The 20,414-nt window shown below is 44.6% G+C and carries 24 protein-coding genes and 1 tRNA gene; 18 read left to right on the plus strand and 7 right to left on the minus strand.

What is annotated here, in order from left to right:
* Positions 1-18: 18 nt before the first annotated feature.
* Complete coding sequence (locus tag ACL934_RS08180; RefSeq protein WP_413613303.1) at positions 19-555, minus strand: hypothetical protein; 537 nt, start codon at positions 553-555, stop codon at positions 19-21.
* 305 nt (positions 556-860) lie between these two features.
* Between ACL934_RS08180 and rpmI the strand changes: the two genes are divergently transcribed.
* The 9 genes from rpmI to ACL934_RS08225 all read left to right on the plus strand — a co-directional run bounded on the left by rpmI (position 861) and on the right by ACL934_RS08225 (position 8,282).
* Positions 861-1,052, plus strand: a complete 192-nt coding sequence (gene rpmI, locus ACL934_RS08185; RefSeq protein ID WP_011164102.1) for a 50S ribosomal protein L35 — start codon at positions 861-863, stop codon at positions 1,050-1,052.
* An 80-nt stretch (positions 1,053-1,132) separates the two neighbouring features.
* Positions 1,133-1,480 carry a 50S ribosomal protein L20 gene (gene rplT, locus ACL934_RS08190; protein ID WP_011164103.1) on the plus strand — a complete coding sequence of 116 codons (348 nt, stop codon included), beginning with the start codon at positions 1,133-1,135 and terminating at the stop codon, positions 1,478-1,480.
* 58 nt (positions 1,481-1,538) lie between these two features.
* Positions 1,539-2,579: a type 2 isopentenyl-diphosphate Delta-isomerase gene (gene fni, locus ACL934_RS08195; protein ID WP_374079764.1), complete on the plus strand. Its 1,041-nt coding sequence runs from the start codon at positions 1,539-1,541 to the stop codon at positions 2,577-2,579.
* Positions 2,579-3,895 (plus strand): hydroxymethylglutaryl-CoA reductase, degradative, encoded by a 1,317-nt coding sequence (locus ACL934_RS08200; protein WP_374079766.1) that lies wholly within the window; start codon positions 2,579-2,581, stop codon positions 3,893-3,895. The genes fni and ACL934_RS08200 overlap by 1 nt, the downstream gene beginning before the upstream one ends.
* A gap of 10 nt (positions 3,896-3,905) precedes the next feature.
* Entirely contained in the window at positions 3,906-4,805 is a 900-nt protein-coding gene (locus tag ACL934_RS08205; RefSeq protein ID WP_413613304.1) for a hypothetical protein, read from the plus strand.
* Positions 4,802-5,782, plus strand: coding sequence for a diphosphomevalonate/mevalonate 3,5-bisphosphate decarboxylase family protein (locus ACL934_RS08210; RefSeq protein ID WP_374079772.1), 981 nt, complete (start codon positions 4,802-4,804; stop codon positions 5,780-5,782). Before ACL934_RS08205 ends, ACL934_RS08210 begins: the two co-directional genes overlap by 4 nt.
* Positions 5,772-6,659 (plus strand): mevalonate kinase, encoded by an 888-nt coding sequence (locus tag ACL934_RS08215; RefSeq protein WP_374079775.1) that lies wholly within the window; start codon positions 5,772-5,774, stop codon positions 6,657-6,659. Before ACL934_RS08210 ends, ACL934_RS08215 begins: the two co-directional genes overlap by 11 nt.
* 28 nt (positions 6,660-6,687) lie before the next feature.
* Positions 6,688-7,389, plus strand: coding sequence for a DNA alkylation repair protein (locus ACL934_RS08220; protein WP_374079778.1), 702 nt, complete (start codon positions 6,688-6,690; stop codon positions 7,387-7,389).
* Between the two features lie 56 nt (positions 7,390-7,445).
* Positions 7,446-8,282: a trypsin-like serine peptidase gene (locus tag ACL934_RS08225; RefSeq protein WP_413613305.1), complete on the plus strand. Its 837-nt coding sequence runs from the start codon at positions 7,446-7,448 to the stop codon at positions 8,280-8,282.
* Here ACL934_RS08225 and ACL934_RS08230 read toward each other — a convergent pair whose 3' ends face one another.
* The 4 genes from ACL934_RS08230 to rsmG are packed head-to-tail and all read right to left on the minus strand — an operon-like array spanning position 8,283 to position 11,451.
* Positions 8,283-9,038 carry a TrmH family RNA methyltransferase gene (locus tag ACL934_RS08230; RefSeq protein ID WP_413613306.1) on the minus strand — a complete coding sequence of 252 codons (756 nt, stop codon included), beginning with the start codon at positions 9,036-9,038 and terminating at the stop codon, positions 8,283-8,285.
* A 12-nt stretch (positions 9,039-9,050) separates the two neighbouring features.
* Positions 9,051-9,464 carry a hypothetical protein gene (locus ACL934_RS08235; protein WP_374079785.1) on the minus strand — a complete coding sequence of 138 codons (414 nt, stop codon included), beginning with the start codon at positions 9,462-9,464 and terminating at the stop codon, positions 9,051-9,053.
* Positions 9,461-10,585, minus strand: coding sequence for a winged helix-turn-helix domain-containing protein (locus ACL934_RS08240; protein WP_413613307.1), 1,125 nt, complete (start codon positions 10,583-10,585; stop codon positions 9,461-9,463). Before ACL934_RS08240 ends, ACL934_RS08235 begins: the two co-directional genes overlap by 4 nt.
* Complete coding sequence (rsmG, locus tag ACL934_RS08245; RefSeq protein WP_413613308.1) at positions 10,582-11,451, minus strand: 16S rRNA (guanine(527)-N(7))-methyltransferase RsmG; 870 nt, start codon at positions 11,449-11,451, stop codon at positions 10,582-10,584. The genes ACL934_RS08240 and rsmG overlap by 4 nt, the downstream gene beginning before the upstream one ends.
* Positions 11,452-11,561: 110 nt before the next feature.
* Between rsmG and pheS the strand changes: the two genes are divergently transcribed.
* The 4 genes from pheS (at position 11,562) to ACL934_RS08265 (ending at position 15,972) form a co-directional block, all read left to right on the plus strand.
* A complete protein-coding gene (gene pheS / locus ACL934_RS08250) occupies positions 11,562-12,587 on the plus strand; it encodes a phenylalanine--tRNA ligase subunit alpha (RefSeq protein ID WP_374079792.1) in 1,026 nt (341 codons plus the stop codon).
* Complete coding sequence (gene pheT, locus ACL934_RS08255) at positions 12,584-15,025, plus strand: phenylalanine--tRNA ligase subunit beta (RefSeq protein ID WP_413613309.1); 2,442 nt, start codon at positions 12,584-12,586, stop codon at positions 15,023-15,025. Before pheS ends, pheT begins: the two co-directional genes overlap by 4 nt.
* Before the next feature lie 94 nt (positions 15,026-15,119).
* On the plus strand, positions 15,120-15,458 hold the full coding sequence (locus tag ACL934_RS08260; protein WP_374080456.1) for an integration host factor subunit alpha: 339 nt from the start codon (positions 15,120-15,122) through the stop codon (positions 15,456-15,458).
* Positions 15,442-15,972, plus strand: a complete 531-nt coding sequence (locus ACL934_RS08265; RefSeq protein ID WP_374079797.1) for a MerR family transcriptional regulator — start codon at positions 15,442-15,444, stop codon at positions 15,970-15,972. The genes ACL934_RS08260 and ACL934_RS08265 overlap by 17 nt, the downstream gene beginning before the upstream one ends.
* 11 nt (positions 15,973-15,983) lie before the next feature.
* On the opposite strand, the gene ACL934_RS08270 is transcribed toward ACL934_RS08265, so the two are convergent.
* Both ACL934_RS08270 and ACL934_RS08275 read right to left on the minus strand, forming a co-directional pair.
* Positions 15,984-16,421 carry an NUDIX domain-containing protein gene (locus tag ACL934_RS08270; protein ID WP_374079800.1) on the minus strand — a complete coding sequence of 146 codons (438 nt, stop codon included), beginning with the start codon at positions 16,419-16,421 and terminating at the stop codon, positions 15,984-15,986.
* A gap of 22 nt (positions 16,422-16,443) precedes the next feature.
* A tRNA-Pro gene (locus tag ACL934_RS08275) sits at positions 16,444-16,520 on the minus strand.
* A gap of 53 nt (positions 16,521-16,573) precedes the next feature.
* Here ACL934_RS08275 and ACL934_RS08280 point away from each other — a divergent pair.
* From ACL934_RS08280 to ACL934_RS08300, 5 genes are all read left to right on the plus strand, one after another.
* Complete coding sequence (locus ACL934_RS08280) at positions 16,574-17,539, plus strand: polysaccharide deacetylase family protein (protein WP_374079802.1); 966 nt, start codon at positions 16,574-16,576, stop codon at positions 17,537-17,539.
* A gap of 11 nt (positions 17,540-17,550) precedes the next feature.
* Positions 17,551-18,120, plus strand: coding sequence for an AhpC/TSA family protein (locus tag ACL934_RS08285; RefSeq protein ID WP_413613310.1), 570 nt, complete (start codon positions 17,551-17,553; stop codon positions 18,118-18,120).
* Complete coding sequence (locus ACL934_RS08290; RefSeq protein ID WP_374079805.1) at positions 18,117-19,100, plus strand: GNAT family N-acetyltransferase; 984 nt, start codon at positions 18,117-18,119, stop codon at positions 19,098-19,100. Before ACL934_RS08285 ends, ACL934_RS08290 begins: the two co-directional genes overlap by 4 nt.
* A 219-nt stretch (positions 19,101-19,319) precedes the next feature.
* Complete coding sequence (locus tag ACL934_RS08295) at positions 19,320-19,832, plus strand: mobile mystery protein A (protein WP_374079808.1); 513 nt, start codon at positions 19,320-19,322, stop codon at positions 19,830-19,832.
* Positions 19,789-20,376: a mobile mystery protein B gene (locus ACL934_RS08300; RefSeq protein WP_374079810.1), complete on the plus strand. Its 588-nt coding sequence runs from the start codon at positions 19,789-19,791 to the stop codon at positions 20,374-20,376. The genes ACL934_RS08295 and ACL934_RS08300 overlap by 44 nt, the downstream gene beginning before the upstream one ends.
* The last annotated feature ends 38 nt before the right edge of the window (positions 20,377-20,414 follow it).

The following is a 20,414-nucleotide window of genomic DNA, read 5'->3' on the forward strand; positions in this document are numbered from 1 at the left end:
CGAGGCATCTATCAATTCTTAATGTGCTGGAAGTCTCACGATCTTTCCAAGAACGAGTTTCTTTGTCACAGAGCCCAAGTACTTCATGTCTTGATCAACATCGGCGTCAACTTCTTCGCTGAAATTGACCATATAAGAGGACTCAAAGATATGACCAGTGCCGGCGGTGCGGAAGCCCACAAAGAATGTATATGTAGCTCCACCTTGCATCCAGCCGCCGCGACCAAAAGCAGTGCGCACAACTTCAGTGACTTCAACTCCGCCACAACCTTCAATCCAGCCATCTGGAGTTGCACTGTTCGTTTGACAGTGTTCTTGTTCAATCTGTCCTCTTAAAACACTGAGGCGTGACGACGGATCATCAAGAAGCATGTTGATGAATTGCGCGTTTTCTTCACCATCGACGTAGACAGCGGCCTGAGTTCCTTCCTTACTCTCTGTCTCAATTTTGACAGAGGCACTATTGCTATTGGTTTTCTGAAAGACTCGCGATTCACTTGCAGAAGCAGAAAGAGCAATAAGAAACGGAAGGAAAAGACCAAGAACCTTGTTCATACACGAACTCCTATTCGATTTTGCGGGCAAAAGAGCCTCTTTTTTATGCAAAGGCTTCTATCAAAGAAGTAGAGTGCTGGCTTTATAAATAATTAAAATGTACCTTAAATTATTGAAATCAAAGGGAAAAGAAGTTTTGAAGAGGGCTTCCTGGAAAGTCCCGCAAATTCCTCTAAACCCCTAAAAAAGCTTGATTTTACCCCCTAATCGACCTAAAACGATGAGTCCGTAATTATGACTGTCTAAGGCAATGGTTAAGAGCTGTCCCTATCGGGAGAGACGCCTTATCGGTGGAAGGTATTACTATGAAAATGCGCACACACTCAGGCGCTAAAAAACGTTTGAAAGTTCTTTCAAGCGGCAAAGTTAAGAAAAAAAGCACTCGCATGCGTCACTTGAACTCACACATGAGCTCAAAAACGAAAAGACAACTAGGTAAAACATCATACGTTGAAGATGCAAACATGCTTCAAGTTCGTCGTTGTTTGGTATTCTAGGATTTAATTTAAAATTTAATGTCTTTTCCGTACGTACTTCGGCAGAAGCTCGAAGATGTACACTAAATTTGAGGTAGAAAATGGCTCGTGTAAAAAGTGGTAAAACAAATCGTGCTCGTCACAAAAAAGTTCTTAAAAGAGCAAAAGGTTACTATTCAGCTGGTTCTCGCGCGTACATCCACGCGGTAGAGAAAAATGACCGTGGTATGGCGTTCGCTTACCGCGATCGTAAAGTTAACAAACGTAACTTCCGTACATTGTGGAATCAACGTATCAATGCAGCAGCTCGTTTGAACGGGACTACATACTCTCGTTTGATCGGTGGTTTGATTAAAGCTGGCATCCAAGTAGATCGTAAAATCTTGGCTGACCTTGCTATCAACGATGCAGCGGCATTCACTGCACTTTGCAAACACGCGTTGGCGTAAGACAACGCCAGATTAACTGTTTGGCGTAGGCCAAAGCTCTGTTTGAAGGAGCCGCCGAGTGAACGAGTCTAATTCCCAGTTTGAACAAAGAAAGCGCGATCATATCAGGATCGCGCTGGATCCAAGGTCTCAGACCGATGGACAAAATGGATTGGACTCGATCGAATTGATTCATGAGGCTTTGCCTGATCTGGATTTTAAAGAGGTCGATATTTCGACCTCTTTTGTTTTTAATGGGGATGCAATCCCTCTTTCTTCTCCGATTTTCATTTCATCTATGACTGCGGGCCATGAGAAGGGCCGTGAAATCAATGAAGCTTTAGCAAGACTCAGCGACCGTCGCCAAATTTTGATGGGTGTCGGATCACAACGTCGCGAACTGGATGATTCCAATGCGGCCGAAGAGTGGACTCGCGTGCGCAAACAAGCACCGAAGGCACGACTCCTTGGCAATATTGGAATCGCTCAGCTCATTAAATCTCCGATTGATAAGGTTCGTCGTCTTGTCGAATCTACCGAAGCTGTGGCATTGTTTGTTCACCTCAATCCACTTCAGGAGGCTTTGCAACCTGAAGGAACTCGCGATTTTAAAAATGGTCTGAACGCCATTGAAAATCTTGTGAAGATGGTGAATGTGCCAGTGATTGTGAAAGAGGTCGGTTGTGGGTTTTCAAAAGAAACTCTGAAACGACTGGAAAACACCGGCATCTTTGCGGTGGACGTGAGTGGCAAAGGCGGAACTCACTGGGGCCGAGTGGAAGGCTACCGCTCTCAGGAAAATGAGATGCTTTACAAAGTAGCTCAGACGTTTTCGGATTGGGGTATTAGCACTGTACAGTCGATGCTCAATGCGAAGGAAGCTCGTGTGCCTTATGAAATCTGGGCTTCTGGTGGCGTAAGAAATGGTTTAGAAATTGGTAAGTTATGTGCTCTCGGAGCTGCGAAAGTAGGGGTTGCAAAACCTTTCTTGGAAGCGGCTCTCACTGGGGATGGAGCTTTGGAAGAGCTTCTTAATAAACTGGAACTTGAACTTAAGATCACGATGTTCTGTACGGGTTCAAGAACTCTTAAAGACCTTCAAACAAAGAGGGTGATGTAATGACAAAACAGCTCCAAGACATCTTCAAAGGTTTCTCAAAACTTTCCCGCGAGGAAAGACTTAAAGCCCTGATGGAAGTGGGTGTTCTTCATGACTCCGACGCTGATTATATCGCGAAGGGCGGATTGCGTGACACAGCTTTAGGTGAAAAGTTTATCGAGAACGTCATTGGCTATTTTCAACTCCCTTTGGGAGTTGCAACGAACTTCCGTATCGACGGCAAAGACTTTGTGATTCCTATGGCCGTGGAAGAAACTTCTATCGTGGCCGCTGTTTGTAAGTCAGCAAAGTGGATTCGTGAATCAGGCTCTATCACAACAGAGGTGGTAGGTAACGAGATCATCGGACAAATCCAATGCGCAAAAATCAAAGACTTCACAGCTTTTGAAAAACAAATTCTTGCGCAGAAAAACTATCTCATTGAAATCTCAAATCGTGAAGTGGCTTTCGGACTTGTTCGTCGTGGTGGCGGAGTTCGTGATATCCAAGTTCGTCGTGTTCCCCGTGGAGACGGTACGGACATGGCAGTCGTTCACGTTTTGATGGACCCATGTGATGCGATGGGTGCCAATATCATGAATCAAGTTTGCGAATATCTGAAAGAACCGATTGAGCAGTTCACGGGTGAAAAGGTCACGATGTGCATCCTTTCAAACCTTGTGGATTCTAAAATCACTCGTGCCACGGTTCACATCAAAGATATTGATCCTGAACTTGCCGAAAAAATTGAAGAAGCTTCTTTATTCGCGCAACAAGATCCTTACCGTGCAGCGACCAATAACAAAGGTGTGCTCAATGGGATTGATCCTATTTTGATTGCGACTGGAAATGACTGGCGCGCGGTTGAAGCGGGTATTCACGCTTATGCGGCTCGTGACGGTCAATATCGTTCTATCACTCGTTGGTTCCGTGACGGTGAAGGCGGACTTAAAGGGATCTTTGAGGCGCCACTGATCGTAGGCACTGTGGGTGGGGTAACGACTCTTCATCCAACAGCGATGATGTGTATGAAAATGCTGGGCACGACTTCAGCGAATGAACTTTCGCGCGTGATTGCGGCTGTGGGCCTTGTGCAAAACTTAGGCGCTTTGAAAGCTTTAACCACTGTCGGAATCATCGAAGGCCACATGAAACTTCATACGAAGAATCTGGCTTTGGGTGCGGGTGCGGAAGAAAAAGAAATCCCACTTGTGCAAAAGAAACTCGAAGAGATCTTGGCTGTTCGTAAACGCATTTCTTTAAGTAACGCGATTGACGTCTTAAAAGAGCTTCGTTCAACACAAAGAGCTTCTTCGACGCCGCAACATCACTCCTAAGAGGTGTGGTATGGCTTTGGTCTTCACAATTCCTGGAAAAACATTTCTTGCCGGTGAATACTTGGCCCTTCATGGAGGGCCGGCGCTGGTTTTTCTTTCTCAACCTTGTTTTGAGTTAGAGGTTATCAAAGGCACGGGCAATAGAGGGGTCATTCACAAAGACTCACCTGCGGGTCTTTTTATGCAAAAGCATGAAGACTATTTTTCGCAATTTGATCTTAACTTTTTAGATCCTTATATGGGCCGCGGAGGCTTCGGAGCTTCGACGGCGCAGTTTTTAGCGGTCTATGCCTTGTGGCTTAATAAAGAAGCTCATCACCAGGATATGGAAAAGCTTCTCGACTTTAAACACATGTTAGAGGCCTATTACGAAGTGGCCTGGAGTGGAGTGGGCCGTCGTCCCAGTGGAGCCGACTTAGTCGGGCAGCTTAAAGGCGCTTTGACTTTCTTTGAAAAACGCCAAGGTTTGATTTCTGTAAAAAGCTGGCCCTTTGAGAATTTGGAATTTTTCTTAATCCACACGGGTAATAAACTTGCAACTCACGAACATCTTAAGAATCTGGCTGATTTTGATTCCGCTTCTTTAGAGAAAAGTTTTGCCGTGATTCGTGAGTCCTTTGAAAAACAACAAAGTGATCTTTTTGTGCAAGGTGTTCAGTCTTATGCCGAAGCTCTTAAAGACTTGGGCTTTACTCTGCCAGAGACTTTAGATCTTTTGACAAAAGTAACTGCTTTAAAAGGTGTGAAAGCAGCTAAGGGCTGTGGCGCCCTGGGAGCTGATGTGGTTTTGGCGGTCACCGCTAAAGGTGAAAGCCAGGACTTGAAGGACTACTGCCTGCAACACTCTCTATCTATTTTATCTTCTTCTGGGAAAATCTCTTCAGGACTTCAGGTTCGAGGCTCGTTATGAATCAAGTTTTAGTTTCTGCTCCGTCGAATATTGCTTTAATCAAGTATATGGGAAAGATTGAAGGCACGGGAAATAAACCGACCAATGCTTCTTTGTCTTACACTCTTGAGAATTTAAAGACTTTTGTTCGTCTGACTGAAATCGACGGAAATCAAGATCAATGGAAGCCTTTAGTGCGTGAAGATCTTGAGAAGATCGAACTTTCTGAAAAAGGGCAGCAGCGTTTTATCAAGCATCTGCAAAACCTTAAAGAAAAATGGGGAGTGAATAAAAGCTTCCTGATTGAATCCGCTAACAACTTTCCTTCAGACTGCGGTCTTGCCAGCTCTGCTTCGAGTTTTGCCGCATTGACATTGGCGGCGGCTGAGATGTTTCAAAAGATCAACCCGCAACCTTGGGGTGCAGATAAGAAGGTTTTGTCGGAACTTTCTAGACAGGGTTCAGGTTCTTCATGTCGTTCTCTTTTTGCTCCTTGGGCTTTGTGGAAAGAAGAATACGCACAACCTATGAGTTTGCCTTTGACGCATCTTCATCACATTGTTGTGGTGGTTGAAGATTCGAAAAAAGAAGTGTCTAGTTCTGACGCTCATAAACTTGTAACGACAAGTCCAAGATTCCATGGACGTCCGGAAAGAGCAGAATTGCGTCTTGCGGATTTATCACAAGCTTTGCAATTCAATGACTGGCACATGGCTCGCCAAATTGTCTGGGATGAGTTTATCGATATGCACCGTTTGTTTGAAACAAGTCAGCCTGCATTTAGCTATATGACGACAGGATCAAAAGCGGTCCTCGAAGACTGTCAGAAGCTTTGGAATAAGTGGCAAGACGGTCCATTGGTAACAATGGATGCCGGTGCTAACGTGCATATGCTCTTTAGGTATGATCAGAAAAAATCTTTTGAAGAATATCGTGAGCACTTTAAAAAGAACTTTAAGATCCTTGCTTTTGAAGGCGTAAAAGAAAATGTCCACTAGTTTTACGTGCAAAGCTTTTGGGAAGTGGATTCTGGCTGGGGAACACGCGGTTTTGCGTGGTGTTCCGGCATTGGTGTTTCCTATTCAATCGCGCAATTTAGAACTTAGTTATTCTCAAGGAGACAATCCCTTAGAGCTGCGTCTTATTGGTGATCATGGTAAAGATTTGCAGCTTTTGGTTTGGGGTGTTTTGGAAAAAGCCTGCGAAATTAAAAAAATCTCGCGCACAGATTTAAAAGGGACTCTTTTATTGGAGTCTTCTATTCCTGTGGGTGCAGGTATGGGGGCTTCGGCAGCTCTTTGTGTTGCTTTGACTCGCTGGTTGGGATTTTTGGGCTATGTGAAAGAAGACGAATACTACGAGTTCGCACGGAACTTGGAAAATCTTTTTCACGGCGAAAGCAGTGGTGTGGATATTGCCGTGGCTCTTTCGGGCGAAGGTCTTTACTTCATTCGTAATGGCGAGCGTAAGTCGTTGCAAACAACGTGGAAGCCGCACTGGTATATTTCTTATTCCGGCAAAAGAGGCGTCACCGTTGATGCCGTTAATAAAGTGAAAGACTTGATCCTTAAAAATCCAAGTCTGGGTGAAAAAATCGATTCCAAGATGGGGAAGGCGGTGGATATCGCCGAGCGCGCTCTGAAAATGGACGCAAAGGAAGGTCTTCCGGTGTTGGCGGAAGCTATTGATCTTGCGGGTCAGTGTTTTGAACAATGGAGTCTTAATGAAGGAGCTCCAGCAAAGCATATCGAGTGGCTTCGTGAACACGGTGCCTTGGCCGTGAAACCCACAGGTTCCGGTGGTGGCGGTTATGTTCTTTCTTTGTGGGATCGCGAACCGTCCCAAGACGTTTTAGAAAAACTCATTCCTTGTTAAGGAAAAAGCGAACTGATACGCTTTTTCCATGCTTAAAGAAATTCAAAAAGACATTCGTAAGCTAGCAAACTCAACGCGCTCTAAAAATCTCCAAAGATTTTTTAAAACCGGTCCCGGCGAGTACGGGGCAGACGATGTCTTTATTGGTCTTAGTGTGCCGCAGTCGCGGGCATTTGCTAAAAAATATTTCTCTGAGCCGCTTAAGGATATTGAAGCCCTTTTGAAATCAAAGATTCACGAAGAGCGGCTGATCGCCCTGATCATTCTTGCCAATCGTTTTGGAAAAGCGGACGAAAAAGAACAGACAAAGATCTATAAAATCTATTTGAAAAATACAAAGTACGTGAACAACTGGGATTTGGTGGATACGTCGGCAGAATATATTGTCGGCGCGTATCTTTATGAGCGAGATCGCACGGTCCTTCAAAAACTCGCCAAATCCGAAAGCCTGTGGGAGCGACGAATCGCGATGCTTTCAACTTTTCATTTTATCAAAAAGGGTGAGTCCAAAGACACTCTTCGAATTGCCAAGATCTTATTAAACGACGAACACGATCTCATTCATAAGGCGTCAGGTTGGATGCTAAGAGAAATGGGAAAACGCGTGAGCGAGAAAGAATTGCGTAGATTCCTAGATAAATATGCTTCAAAAATGCCAAGGACAATGCTTCGCTACTCTTTAGAGAAGCTTTCTACAAAGGATCGCCAGTATTATTTAGATCTGAAGTGATTTTTTTGGTGACACCCTAAAGGCTCTGCAATAGGCCTCTTTATAGAGGGGGAGTAATGAGGGGACTCTTTTTTATTCTTTTATGGAGCATGCAATCCTTTGCACTCACGAATGCCATTCCAGCTGAGACCGCAGAGCTTGAATCCGTCGTCTTTTATAGTTCGACCCAATATGATTCTGAAGCCCAGGAAGAGGTTTCAGGGTTTTGTAATGGGAACTTGATTTCAGATCGTGTGATGGTTACTGCAGCTCACTGCGTGTATGTCGCTGAAGCACGCAAGTCCCGTGAAATTGATATTCAGGTCGGGGAGTATCGCTACGTTAACACCCCGACAGGTGAAAAACGCCGCGTTGGTTATGCTCCGATTGTTCGTGAAAGAATCATGGCGCAGTTTTTCTTTACGCAAGATTTAAAACGTCGTTTGGATTCCGCAGGAATGCGCTTAAGAATTGGTCCCGCGGAAGACGTGGCGGTCGTGATCTTTGAAAAAGCTTTGCCGCTTAAAGAAGGTTTCAGCTTTACTTCTGTCGTCTCTGCCAAAGAACTTGCGGGTGTTCTGCCCCAAGTTTTGAATTACTGGCCTACGGTTGTGACAATCAACCCATTTGAAGAGATCATAACGAACGACACCAAAAGAATGGCAAAGCTTGATAAGCTCTCTAGAGGCTCCGGTAATTTAGAATCCAAATCGAAATCTCGCGTTCAGGCGGGAGATAGTGGCGCGCCACTTTTTGTGAGAATTGGAACTCAGTGGAAACAACTCGGTGTTGTGAAAGGTCGCGCCGATACGCTTTTCTCTAGTTGGGATGTTTACGGACTTGTGGATCAAAAGATGTGCGATATTGCAAAGCAAGTGTCTGAGGATGATGTCAAATCCTTGCTGTGCAAATAGTTATTTTAAAGAAGACGCATAGCTAAAAAGAGCAATACTGGCAGCCACGGTCGCATTGAGTGATTCAACGCCTTGAGTTTGAACTGAAAGTCTTTTAAGACCTTTGAGTCCGCTAAAACCAGGGCCTTCTTCGCCAATAGCTAGGCGCACGTTCTTAGGCCATTTGAAAGTGGCGACATTTTCGCCCTTCATGTCGAGAGCGTAAACCTCTTCGTCGCCAGCAACAAATTCTGCGAATTTACCGACTTTAAAAAGAGGAAGCTTTAACAAGGCTCCCGCCGAAGACTTGATCGCTTTAGGATGATAGGGATTGCAGCTTTCTTCCGTCAAAATCATTTTGCTAGCACCAAAAGCCAAAGCCGAACGAGCAAGAGCTCCCAGATTAGAAGGATCACCTAAAGGGGAAACAACTTCCAAGCCTTGGGGGTTTTCAGAAGATAAGGCACTGATCTCTTTAGGTTCTAAAACCAAAAGATTGTAGTGAGTGCCCACAATATCGATTTCGTTAAAAAGAGCTTTCGGTAATTTAAAAACAGGAATTCTCTGCCCGCGTAAAGCAGGTGCCGTCAAAGTCAGGGATTTTAGATCCTCATGAACGATTTCACCTTTGATTTTGAAATTAGGATTTTCCAAAAACTCTTCAATCAGTTTTTCCCCCATAAGGATAAACTCATTGTGCTTCTTAATGCCGCGAGCGGAAGCTAAATCCGCCCAGCGTCTGAAGTGGTCATTCGTTTTGGAACTGATTTCAATCACGTGCCTAGATCCTTATTTCGTGCGGTAAAGTTTAAGATCCAGATAGCGACCGTTGCCTTTAGCCAGGCGAAGTTTCGTTCCTTCGACATCTTTGAAGATCACGAAAGCCGAACGGTGGGTTGCATCCATTGTCAACTCACCCCAGAAGATTCTATCCGCAGACATCAACCATCCTGCCGCCTGGCGAGTGAAAAGAGCTGCAGACTTAATTTCAATCGTCGAACGCTCTGGCTCCATGTCTGTTTGCGCAATGTTGATGAACCAGACTGAGTTGTGCGCGTAAGCCACCCATTCGCCTTGAATGTCTTCAATGCAAATAGCTTCACGAACGACACTGGTTGGCCAGGGAACGATAGGGCCGTCACCGGGACCTGCAAAAGCAAAGGAAGTAAAAAGAATTAAAAGAAGAGAGGTTAGGAATTTCATAGAGATGCTTCCTCCAAGTTCTTAAATTGCACAACGGACTGTGGATTAAAATAATAACCTTTGCGGTCTCGCAAAATATAACGAGGACTTTCAAGATCAGGCTCGATCAAAGTACGCAGACGTTTGATCGAGACATAAATCAAATTGTCATGAAGATCTGGATCGTAAATTTGCCCCCAGATTTTTGCGACCAAATCCTCTTTGGAATAGCGCTGACCTGGATTTTTTATGAACAACAAAGCCAGATCAAAAAGGATGTGCTGATTTTTAAAATCAATCGGTCCTTTGACTTTCTCTTGAACCAGGCGAGAGGCCTCATCAATTTGGAAGTCGTACTGAGGGCGCAAACTTTCAATACCTTTTGGACATACTTGCGAGATCAATTTATACAGGCGCGGAGACTTTGTCTGGTCGATCCCTTTAAGGGCCAATTCTGCATAAATCTTGTATTGCTCTTCGTGCTTTTGATCGCGATAGACTCGAGCTAATTGCGCTAAGATGCTTGAAACGGAAAGATGAAAGCCATGCAGTTTTGCTTGCTCATAGGCTTCCCAAAGAATACCCAAAGCACGGTCGTACTGAGCTTTTTGGGTATAGATATAGCCACGCAAGGTTTTGGCGTTCAATTGGATCTCGGGATTTTCTATTTCTGCTAAGATCACATCCACTTTATCAAACTGCTGAAGAGCCAATCCCTGATTTGCAGGATCAAAAGAGAGAGCCAAGCCTAAGATCACAAGAGCTCGAGCTAAGGTATTCAAATCGCGCGCTTGCGTGGCTTTGGCAATGGCGGAGTGGATATAGCCTTGGGCTTCTTCCATTTTTCCTTGAGCTAAAAGCCAAGAGCCAATCAAGGTTTCCGCTTGGGCTTGATGAATCTCTTCAGGGCCTGAACGCAGAAATTGGCAGACTTCATCCATAACTGGTTGAGCCATGTTGATTTCTTCCAATTCCTGGCTGCATTGGAAAAACAAACGAGCCGCTTCCAACCATTGCGTGCGATCTTGCAAAAGCAAAGCATCTTGAAGAGCTTCTTCCGCAGAAAGGCGTGCATCATGCAAATCTCCCTTACGGAGTTGCAGGCGGGCAATAGTTAAAGAAGGTAAAAGGGAAGAGCTCACTTGTATTGGCTCCATCTTCTTTTCTCATCACCAGAAAGTTCGTCAAACAAAAGTTCTTCGCCTTCGTCTTCCTCAGGCAAAGGCATGTTTTTGATTTTTTCATAAACAACCAGGCGGCGTTCATGAGGCGTGTTGGGAAGAGTGTAAGCCGTATCTTCGACGAGCTTATAGTATTCGCCCCATTCTTTTTTCGCGGCGGCGATTTCAGGATCAACGCCAGGACCTTTCATAAAGTAAACGCGGCCACCGAGTTGCAGGCAGCTCATGACGTTGCTCAATGTATTGCCGATATCTTCAACCGCCCGAGTGATGGCGCCATTGACGGGATACACGCAGTGTTTATTGATATTCCGTCCCAGAATGTCCAAGTTTTTAAGATTCATTTCAGAGCGCACGTGTTTTAGGAATTCCACGCGACGTTGCACGCCTTCACCCAAAAGAATCTGTTCATCAGGGTTCATGATTTTCAGAGGGATTCCCGGAAATCCAGGCCCCGTACCCACGTCCAAAAGAGGAAACTGAAGTTTGGTGTACTTCATGATGATGATGCTATCGATAAAGTGTTTGATAGCAATATCACGAAGTTTTAGCAGGCGAGTGAAGTTCTCTTTTTCTTGATTGAGCATCAAGAGGCGGTAGAAATGCGCCAGTTGCAGGCGTTGGTCGTGATTCACCATCGTGAAATCGTGATTGCGGAAGACATCCGCAAGACGATCATTGGCCTCATTCAGGTCATAAATAAGTTCAGGCTTTTTATGGCGCCCCATTTGCGGCCCTGTTTGCAAGGTCGTGCCGCCCAGGCCTTTTTGGCGCTGTTCTTGGCGGGCTTTATAGGGGCTGTAGTTGGTCTTATTCTTATGAGCCATAGAGTCGGGGGAAGATAGAGCTAAAGTCCCACAACCTCAAGCCTTTTTTGCGCTGTGTGAAAAAGCTAAACGCTTGAAAATACGTGGTTCTGGGGTGATTATACGGGACTATGTCGACGACCAAACTTGATTCCATCAAAGATAGCGCTCTGGCAGCATTTAAAGCGGCTTCCAGCTCCAAAGACCTCTATGACCTCAAAGTTCAATACTTGGGGAAAAGCGGATCTCTCACTGAGATCATGAAAGAAATGGCTTCTTTGCCGAAAGAGGAAAAGCCTCTTTTTGGTAAAAAAGTGAATGAAGTAAAGCAACTTCTTGAAGTCGCTTATACGGAAGCCGAAGAAAATCTCAAAAAGAAAGAGATCTCAGCCAAGATGGCGGCGGAAGAAATCGACATGACTCTTCCGGCTTTCACCCAAGCCAAAGGAACTCAACATCCGGTGCATATCGTGACGGAAGAGATCTTCACAGTGATGGCGCGTTTGGGTTACAGCGTGCGCACGGGTCCTCTTATCGAGAAAGACTATTATAACTTTGAAGCCTTGAATATTCCGGCAGATCATCCTGCTCGTGATATGCAAGACACTTTCTTTATCGACAAGACCCATGTGTTAAGAACACACACGTCGCCGATTCAAATTCACTCTTTGGAAACTGAAAAGCTTCCATTGCGCGTGATCGGGACAGGGCCGGTGTTCCGTTGTGATAGCGATATTTCCCATCTTCCGAACTTCCATCAAATTGAAGCGTTGTGCGTGGATGAGAAAATTTCTATGGCGGATCTTAAGGGCACGATCAGCTTCTTTGTTCGTGAGTTCTTTGGTCCGGGTTTGAAAACACGTTTCCGTCCAAGCTTCTTCCCATTCACAGAACCGTCTGCGGAAGTGGATTGCTCTTGCCCGATTTGTAAAGGCAAAGGTTGCAGTCTTTGTAAGCAGACAGGTTGGATTGAAATCGGTGGTTGTGGTCTTGTGAACCCGAAAGTGTTCCAAGCGGCGAAAATCGAATATCCAAAATGGCAAGGCTTTGCATTTGGTTTTGGTATCGAGCGTATGGCGATTATTAAATATGGCATCGAAGACATTCGTTTGTTCCCTGAAAATGACGTGAGATTCTTAAGGCAGTTTGTAAAATGAAGATCAGTTTAAAATGGCTCCAAGATTATGTAGATGTGGCAGAGTTTTTCCAAAAACCGGAAGAGCTTGCTGAAGCTTTAACTCGCGCTGGCCTTGAGGTGGAAGAGATCACCAATCGCGCCAAAGACTTTAATCACGTTGTGATTGGTCATATCCTTGAAAAAGACAAACATCCCAATGCGGATAAATTGTCTTTGTGCCGCGTTTCAACAGGCGAGGGTGTGGTTCACCAGATCGTGTGTGGCGCGCAAAATCACAAAGCCGGTGACCGTGTGATCGTGGCTTTGCCGGGAGCGGTTCTTCCAGGGAATTTCGCCATTAAAAAATCGGCGGTTCGCGGTGTGGATTCTGCGGGCATGCTTTGCTCTTTAAAAGAGTTGGGCCTTGCAAAAGAATCTGACGGTATTGCGATCTTGCCTCCCGATGCTCCTGTAGGAAAATCCTATGCAGAGTACGGTGGCTACGATGATATCACTTTTGAACTGAAGGTGACTCCGAACCGTGCGGACTGCCTGAGTCACTATGGTTTGGCTCGTGAAGTGGCTTGTCTTTTCGGTAAAGAATTGAAAGCTCCGAATGCAGAACCAAAAACGAATTCTGAGTCGACAAAATCTGAAATCGCTCTTGAGGTGAAAGCTTTTGATTTGTGTCCTCGTTATACAGGACGCTTTATCAAAGGTGTTAAAGTAGGTCCTTCTCCAGAATGGCTCAAAAAACGTATTGAGAGTGTGGGTTTAAATTCGATCAATAATATCGTCGATGTGACGAACTATGTGATGATGGAACTAGGTCAGCCTTTGCATGCGTTTGATGCGGCTTTCATTGGTGGTAAAAAAATCATAGTAGATCGTGCAACGGCAGGCGAAAAGTTCATCACTTTGGATGGTTCTGAGATTGCATTGACAGGTGAAGAGTTGACGATCCGTGATGCTTCTCATCCTGTGTGTTTGGCAGGTGTTGTTGGTGGTAAAAACTCTGGCGTTAGTGAGACAACAGCCAACGTTTTCTTAGAGGCTGCTTACTTCTTGCCAATGAGCGCTCGTAAAACATCTCGTACTCACGGTATTGATACGGACTCAGCTTACAGATTCTCTCGTGGCGTCGATCCAGATGGAGCGCTTCGTGGTTTGAATCGTGCAACGGCTTTGATTTTAGAAGTGGCTGGTGGGGAAGCGTATGGCGATCACCATGATTTCTATCCAAATCCAGTGAAGAAAGCTCCGGTTTCTATTTCTGTGCAAACAGTTTCAGACCGTTTGGGTTATGAAGCGGAAGAACACAAGTTTGTTGATTTCATGAAGCGCTTGGGATGCGAAGTGGAAAAAGCAGGAAGTGCTTACAAAGTTCTTCCGCCGACCTTCCGCTTTGACCTCGAGCAAGACATGGATTTGGTAGAAGAGTATGCACGCCTGAATGGTTATGAGCACATCCCTGAAGCTTTGCCAGTTTTTGCGTCAGCGCCTTCTCACCACGACAAAGCCTTTATGCTCAATCGCATGACAAGTGAATTGATGCGCGGGGAAGGCTTCCAGCAAGCCTTCAACTTTGCGTTTGTGGGTTCTAAAGGTGAAAAAGCTTTCTTGGGTTCTTTAGAAACAATGAAAGCCGCAGGCCTGGCTTCTTCTGAAAAAGAGATTCGTATTATGAATCCTTTAAATGAAGAAATGGACGTGATGAGATCTTCTTTGAGTTACGGTCTTTTCAAAAACTTGAACACGAATTTCCATTACGGAAATATGCAAGGCCGTTTGTTTGAAATCGGAAACACTTTTGCGGTGAAAGACGATGGCTCTTATGGTGAAAGCAGCCGTTTAGGTTTGGCGCTTTGGGGGCAATCTTCCAATCTTTGGAATAAAGCTTTGGAATACCCCATCGTGTTTGAACTTAAAGCAGCGGTTGAAGTGTTGTTAAAATCTTTGAATATCTCCTCTTACACGTGGGTTACGCCTGCTAATAAAGCAGAAGTTCCTGCATTCATGCACCAAGGGCAATATGCTCAACTTTTGGTTGAAGGTAAGAAGGTTGGTTTCATCGGAACTCTTCATCCGGTTCTTTTGGATGACAATAAGATCCGTGTACCAGCGGCGTTGGCAGAGCTAGATCTTGATCAGCTATATAAAGGCCAACCTCGTCCGTACCGTATTCAAAGTGTTTCTAAATTCCCAGTGGTCGAGCGTGATTTTGCTTTCGTGATGCCAAAGACTTTGAAAGTCGGCGATGTCTTGAAGGATATCCGCAAAGCCGCTGCCGGATTGTTAGTGAATGTGGATGTCTTCGATCTTTATGAAGGAGAGAAGATGGAAGCAGGTAAGAAATCCGTCGCCATCCGTTTATGGCTTCAGGATGAGAATGCCACGCTGCAAGAAACACAAATCAACGAGGTCACTACGAAGGTGTTAGAGAGCCTCAAAAAGAATTTTGATCTTTCTGTGAGATAAATTCTTGATTGTTTTCAGTTAGTTGTTAGGCTCAAGGTAAGTAATTAATGGAGTTGTTATAATTATGGCAGGCCAGAACTTAGGTAAATCAACGGTGACTAAGGCCGATATCGTCGAGAACGTTTATCAAAAGATCGGCTTCTCGAAGAAGGAAGCTTCTGAACTTGTTGAATTGTGCTTCGATACCTTGAAAGATGTTTTGCAAAACGGCGAAAAGGTTAAGATTTCGGGTTTTGGCAACTTCGTCGTTCGCGGTAAAAATGAAAGAATCGGTCGCAATCCGCAAACAGGTGAGCAGATCAAGATTTCCGCACGTCGCGTTCTTACGTTCCGTCCGTCTCAAGTTTTGAAGGCGATGTTGAACGGTGAAGAGTATGCTCACTTAAAAGATGAGGACGATGATGATGACGACGACTATGATGACAACGAATAGTCCTGAAAGCCTTGAGATGGAAGTTTCCGAACTTTCTCTCGGGGATCAACAGTTGGAATTTATCGAAGAAGCTGAACAGACTTCCGGTCCCATCACTGCATCCGCGCCGATTTCTATTCCGGCGATGCTTTGTGATGAAAAACTTCTAGAAGAGATCAACGCGATTCCAGATAAAATGGCTTTTAAGATCGGTGATGTTGCTGAGATCTTGGGGATCAAACAATACGTTCTTCGTTACTGGGAAACAGAGTTTGAAATCCTTCGCCCGAAAAAAGCTTCCAACAATCAACGTATGTACACGCGTAAAGATGTTGAGAACGCTCTTTTGATTCGTAAGCTTTTGCATCGTGATCGTTTCTCGATTGAAGGTGCAAGAAACGCTATGAAAGAACTCAAAGCCCATGTTCGCAAAGAAAAAGACATGAGCCAGGTTTTCCATAAACTAGAAAACTTCAACGAGAGAGTTGAAGATCTTATTCTAGATATCCGTAAAGTTCGTCAGATTTTCAAATAAAGCAGTCTCCCTTAGCGGGAGGCTGAATTTTTCTCGATAGAATAAGCCCACTCTAAAATAGCAGCAACGCGGTCGCCGAGTAGCAGTTTTGCATCTTTATAATTCACCCAACGATATTCTTGATGCTCGGGTCGACCTAGCTCCTCGTTGACTCCCAAGGTTACGTTTTTAGTTTTCACTTCTCCGATGTAATACCTGGCAATCTTTCCTTGGCTGTAAGGTGGTGTCTCTTTATAGATTTCTCCAAAGTGAAATTGCACTTTATCAATTCCAGTCTCTTCTTGAAGTTCGCGACGAGCAGCGATGAAGGGATCTTCGTTTTTTTCAACTTCACCTTTAGGAAAATCCCAATAGTTGTATGAGCGCAGAAGTAAAAATAAAATTTCGTGATCGCTTTTGTATATAGGAACAATGCCGGATGAAAAACGTTTTGCTATTTGGGTGCTCATAAAATGCCCCCATTTTGGAGAGTGGTCTGCGCGACTGGATTTGAACCAGCGACCTCTTGCACCCCAAGCAAGTGCTCTACCAAGCTGAGCCACGCGCAGACTGATTGCATCTCAATTTTATTAATTGAGATTTTCTTTGTGCAAGTGGCACTGTGTCGAAGGTGGTAACCCCAAAGCCTTCTGACTATGCTTTCACTATGAAAATATCTTTGTTGTTTGTCTTGTTGTGTTTTTTTGCGAGTCCCTCATATAGCTCTATCAAAGTAGCCATCACTGTGGACGATCTTCCCACGCATCAGGATCTGCCTCCGGGAGTGACGCGAGAAATGGTCGCAAAGAAAATGACTGAGGTTCTTCGTAAACACAAAGTGCCGGAAGTCTATGGCTTTATCAACGCCGGAAAAGTGGAAAAGAAAAACGAATCTCTCGAAGTTCTGAATATCTGGAAGAAGGCGGGGTATCCCTTTGCCAATCACACGTATCTTCATGAAGATATCAATAAAGTTTCTATTGAAGATTATAAAAAGGCCATCGAACTTAACGAACCAATGTTGAAGAAACTCAATGGGGGACTTGATTGGAAGTACTTCCGGTATCCTTACTTGCGTGAAGGGGAGTCCCTGGAAACACGCAACGCCATCCGCAGTTATCTCAAGGAGCAGGGCTATAAAATTGCTCAAGTCACTATTGATTTTGAAGACTGGAGTTGGAATGGGCCTTACGCTCGATGTTCTGCGAAGAAAGATACAAAATCCATTCAGTGGTTGAAAGACACGTACATTCAAAATGCCACGGATATGTTGGATCGGGCAGAGGCACTTTCTCAATCCCTCTTTAAGCGCAGTATTCCTCACATCTTGTTGCTTCACATCGGTGCTTTTGATGCTGAGATGATTGATAAATTGCTGACGGAGTATAAAAACAAAGGCGTTGTCTTTGTTCCTCTTTCTGAAGCGCAACGTGATGATGTCTACTCCCAAGATCCAGGAGTCGCGGCAAAACGGGGTTCGGAACTCACATATCAAGTGATGAAGGCGAGAAATTTAAGTCTCAGCGACGTGGGGCTTAAAAAATACGAGTTGTATCCTGCCGAGCAACTTGAAAAGATATGCCTCTGAGGTTCTGATAAATGAGCACTGAAAAATCAATTGTCGCCGACGTCCGCCGTCTTTCCCAGGCCACCGTTATTGGTGAAGATCACAATAAATTTAAACTCGGATCTTTTTGGGAAAAAGGACCGGCGATATTTATTTTCTTAAGACACTTTGCCTGCATGGCTTGTCGAGCCCATGCTTTGGATGTGTGGTCGCAAAGAGAAAAGTTTGAAAAAGCGGGAGCACAGTTGTACTTCATCGGTAACGGTGCTCCTTCGATGTTGAAGGCTTTCAAAGAAGATCTGGGACTGCAAGATGCGTGGATATTTACGGATCCCCACTTAGAAGCGTTTCATGCGGCAGGATTTAAAAGAGGCGTGATGGCGGCTTTTGGTCCGCGCAGTTTATTCAGTCTTGGTAAACTCAAAGCACAGGGCTTTTCACCGAAGCCTTGGAGCGAAGAGCAAGGGGATCGCCTGCAATTGGGCGGAGTTCTCGCCATGAAGCCGGGTGGAGTGATCACTTATCAATACATGAGTGAATACCAAGGCGATTTTGAAGATGCTGAGCCCAGTGAAATGATTGAGTCGGGAAAACCAAAGTGACCTCGCTCATTTTGCGAGAGCTGACCGACAAGGATGAACAAGCTTTTCTTCGTGGTATGGAAGATTGGCAAGGGCAGGATCTTAGCTGGTACACCTTTGAGTGGAAACCGGGAATGTCCCATGCTGAGCACTTACTCATTCTAAAAAATGCCAAAGACAGAAATAAAATTCCTGCGAACAGAGTTCCCTCGACAATGCTCTATGGATTTGTTGATGGAGAAATCGTGGGGCGTCTTAGCATCCGTCATGAGTTGAATGATTTTCTTAAAGAGCGGGGAGGGCATGTTGGCTACTCTGTCAGTCCTCGTCATCGGCAAAAAGGTTATGCGACTGAAATTTTTAAACAAGGTCTTCAGTATTGTAAAACTCTGGGGCTTTCAAAAATTTTGGTAACATGTTCGGACAACAATGTACCTTCCTGGAAGATCATCGAAAAGTTTGGCGGCTCTTTAGAGAATCGAATTTTCGATACAGAAAAAAATGAGTTTGTCCGACGGTACTGGGTTGAGATTGAAATGGCTCTCAAGGGGAATATCAAAGCCAAAGACAAGGCTGTGGCTTATATCACTCGCGTGAAGGACGGAAAGACCCAACTCTTGGTTTTTGATCATGATGAAAAATATGCTGATGCAGGAACGCAAGTTCCCGCTGGCACTGTAGATCCCGGAGAAGACCCGGCGCAGACAGTTCTTAGAGAAACTTTCGAAGAAAGTGGTCTGCAGAATTTAAAAATAGAATCTAAAATCGACGAGTATCAATTCTTCGGCGACTATGCGAAGGCATTTTTGCATCGTCATGTTTTTCATCTCACAAGTTCTGAAGCCATTGCGGACCGGTGGACTCACAAGGTGCAGGGCAGTGGAGATGATGAAGGGCATAACTTCCACTATTTTTGGATCGATTTAGCAGACGCAAAAGGCCGTCTTTCGGGACGCTTTGACGACTCCATCGATATATTGATTTTTAAATCAAAAACCTAGACCAATCATTATACATACACATTATTTACATATTCGTTTGACATGATTCCTGGGCCTTTATATCGTAATTGAAGGCTCTTTCTAGAGTTAACAAATCCCAAAGTGCTTATATTTGTCTATATATAAATAGATTTTAAATATCTAAAGGTCTATCTATATATAGACGATATGATATTATAAGTCTATATATAGATAGACCTATAAAGCATGAAGGTGGCTATGGGAAATAAAACGGCAAAGCTCCGCAGAAATCAGCTCGATAGATATTTTAACGAGCACAAGACTCTTCTTCTGGGGAAAGTTCCTAAGAACGGATGGGTTAAAGAGATCCGCCAGGCTCTCGGGATGACGATGCAAGATCTGGGTGAACGACTCGGCGTCATCAAGCAACGCGTGGAGCGTATTGAAAAAGATGAAGTGTCGGGAAAGCTGACTTTGCAAACCTTGCAGGAGACAGCCGAGGCTTTGAATTGTGATTTTGTGTATTTCTTTGTTCCGAAAGGGGAGGGTTTGCAAAAATCTCTTGAGGAGCAGGCTCGTAAAGCCGCCCGAGAAATCGTGCGCAGTACGGAATACACGATGCAGTTGGAGTTGCAAGATACTTCAAGACAGTCACAGCAGCAGTTGATTGAAAATATTGTGCAGGAACTTTTGTTAAAAGAGGATCGTAGAATATGGAGAGCGAAAAGTGAAAATTCAAAGTCCTCCAGGGGCCACACCTCTCGACGATGAAACTTTGCAAGGGCTCATCCCCGGACTCACCACGCAAGGGGAGTTGGATGAGTTTGAAGCAGCAGGAATTGCCAGAGCCCTTCTGTGGGCTTTCAATAGCCGAACTTTAAAAAAAGATCTTCTCAGTGCTTCGGGACTTTGTCTTTTGCACAAAAAAATGTTCGAAGAAACCTGGGAGTGGGCCGGGCAGTTCCGCAAAAAAGAAACCAATATCGGTGTTTCACCGGAAGTCATTCAAAACAATCTGGCCATTCTTTTGGGAGATGTCAGATATTGGTTAGAGCATCACACTTTTTCCCTGGAAGAAATCGCAGCCCGCTTTCATCATCGTCTTGTGTGGATTCATCCTTTTCCCAATGGAAATGGGCGTTTTTCAAGGCTCGCGGCGGATCTCTTAATGAAGCAATATGAGGGCACGACTTTTTCGTGGGGCCAAGAACATTTGGGGCGCATGGGAGAGAAAAGGGATTCTTATATTAAGGCTCTTAAGATCGCCGACCAGCATCACGACTATGATCCTTTAATAAGATTTATGAAAAGCTAACGAACTTTTTGTGCACCCTTTGTGTTATGATGGGTTTT

This window comes from Bdellovibrio sp. HCB-110 (assembly GCF_047323225.1).
GTDB lineage: Bacteria > Bdellovibrionota > Bdellovibrionia > Bdellovibrionales > Bdellovibrionaceae > Bdellovibrio.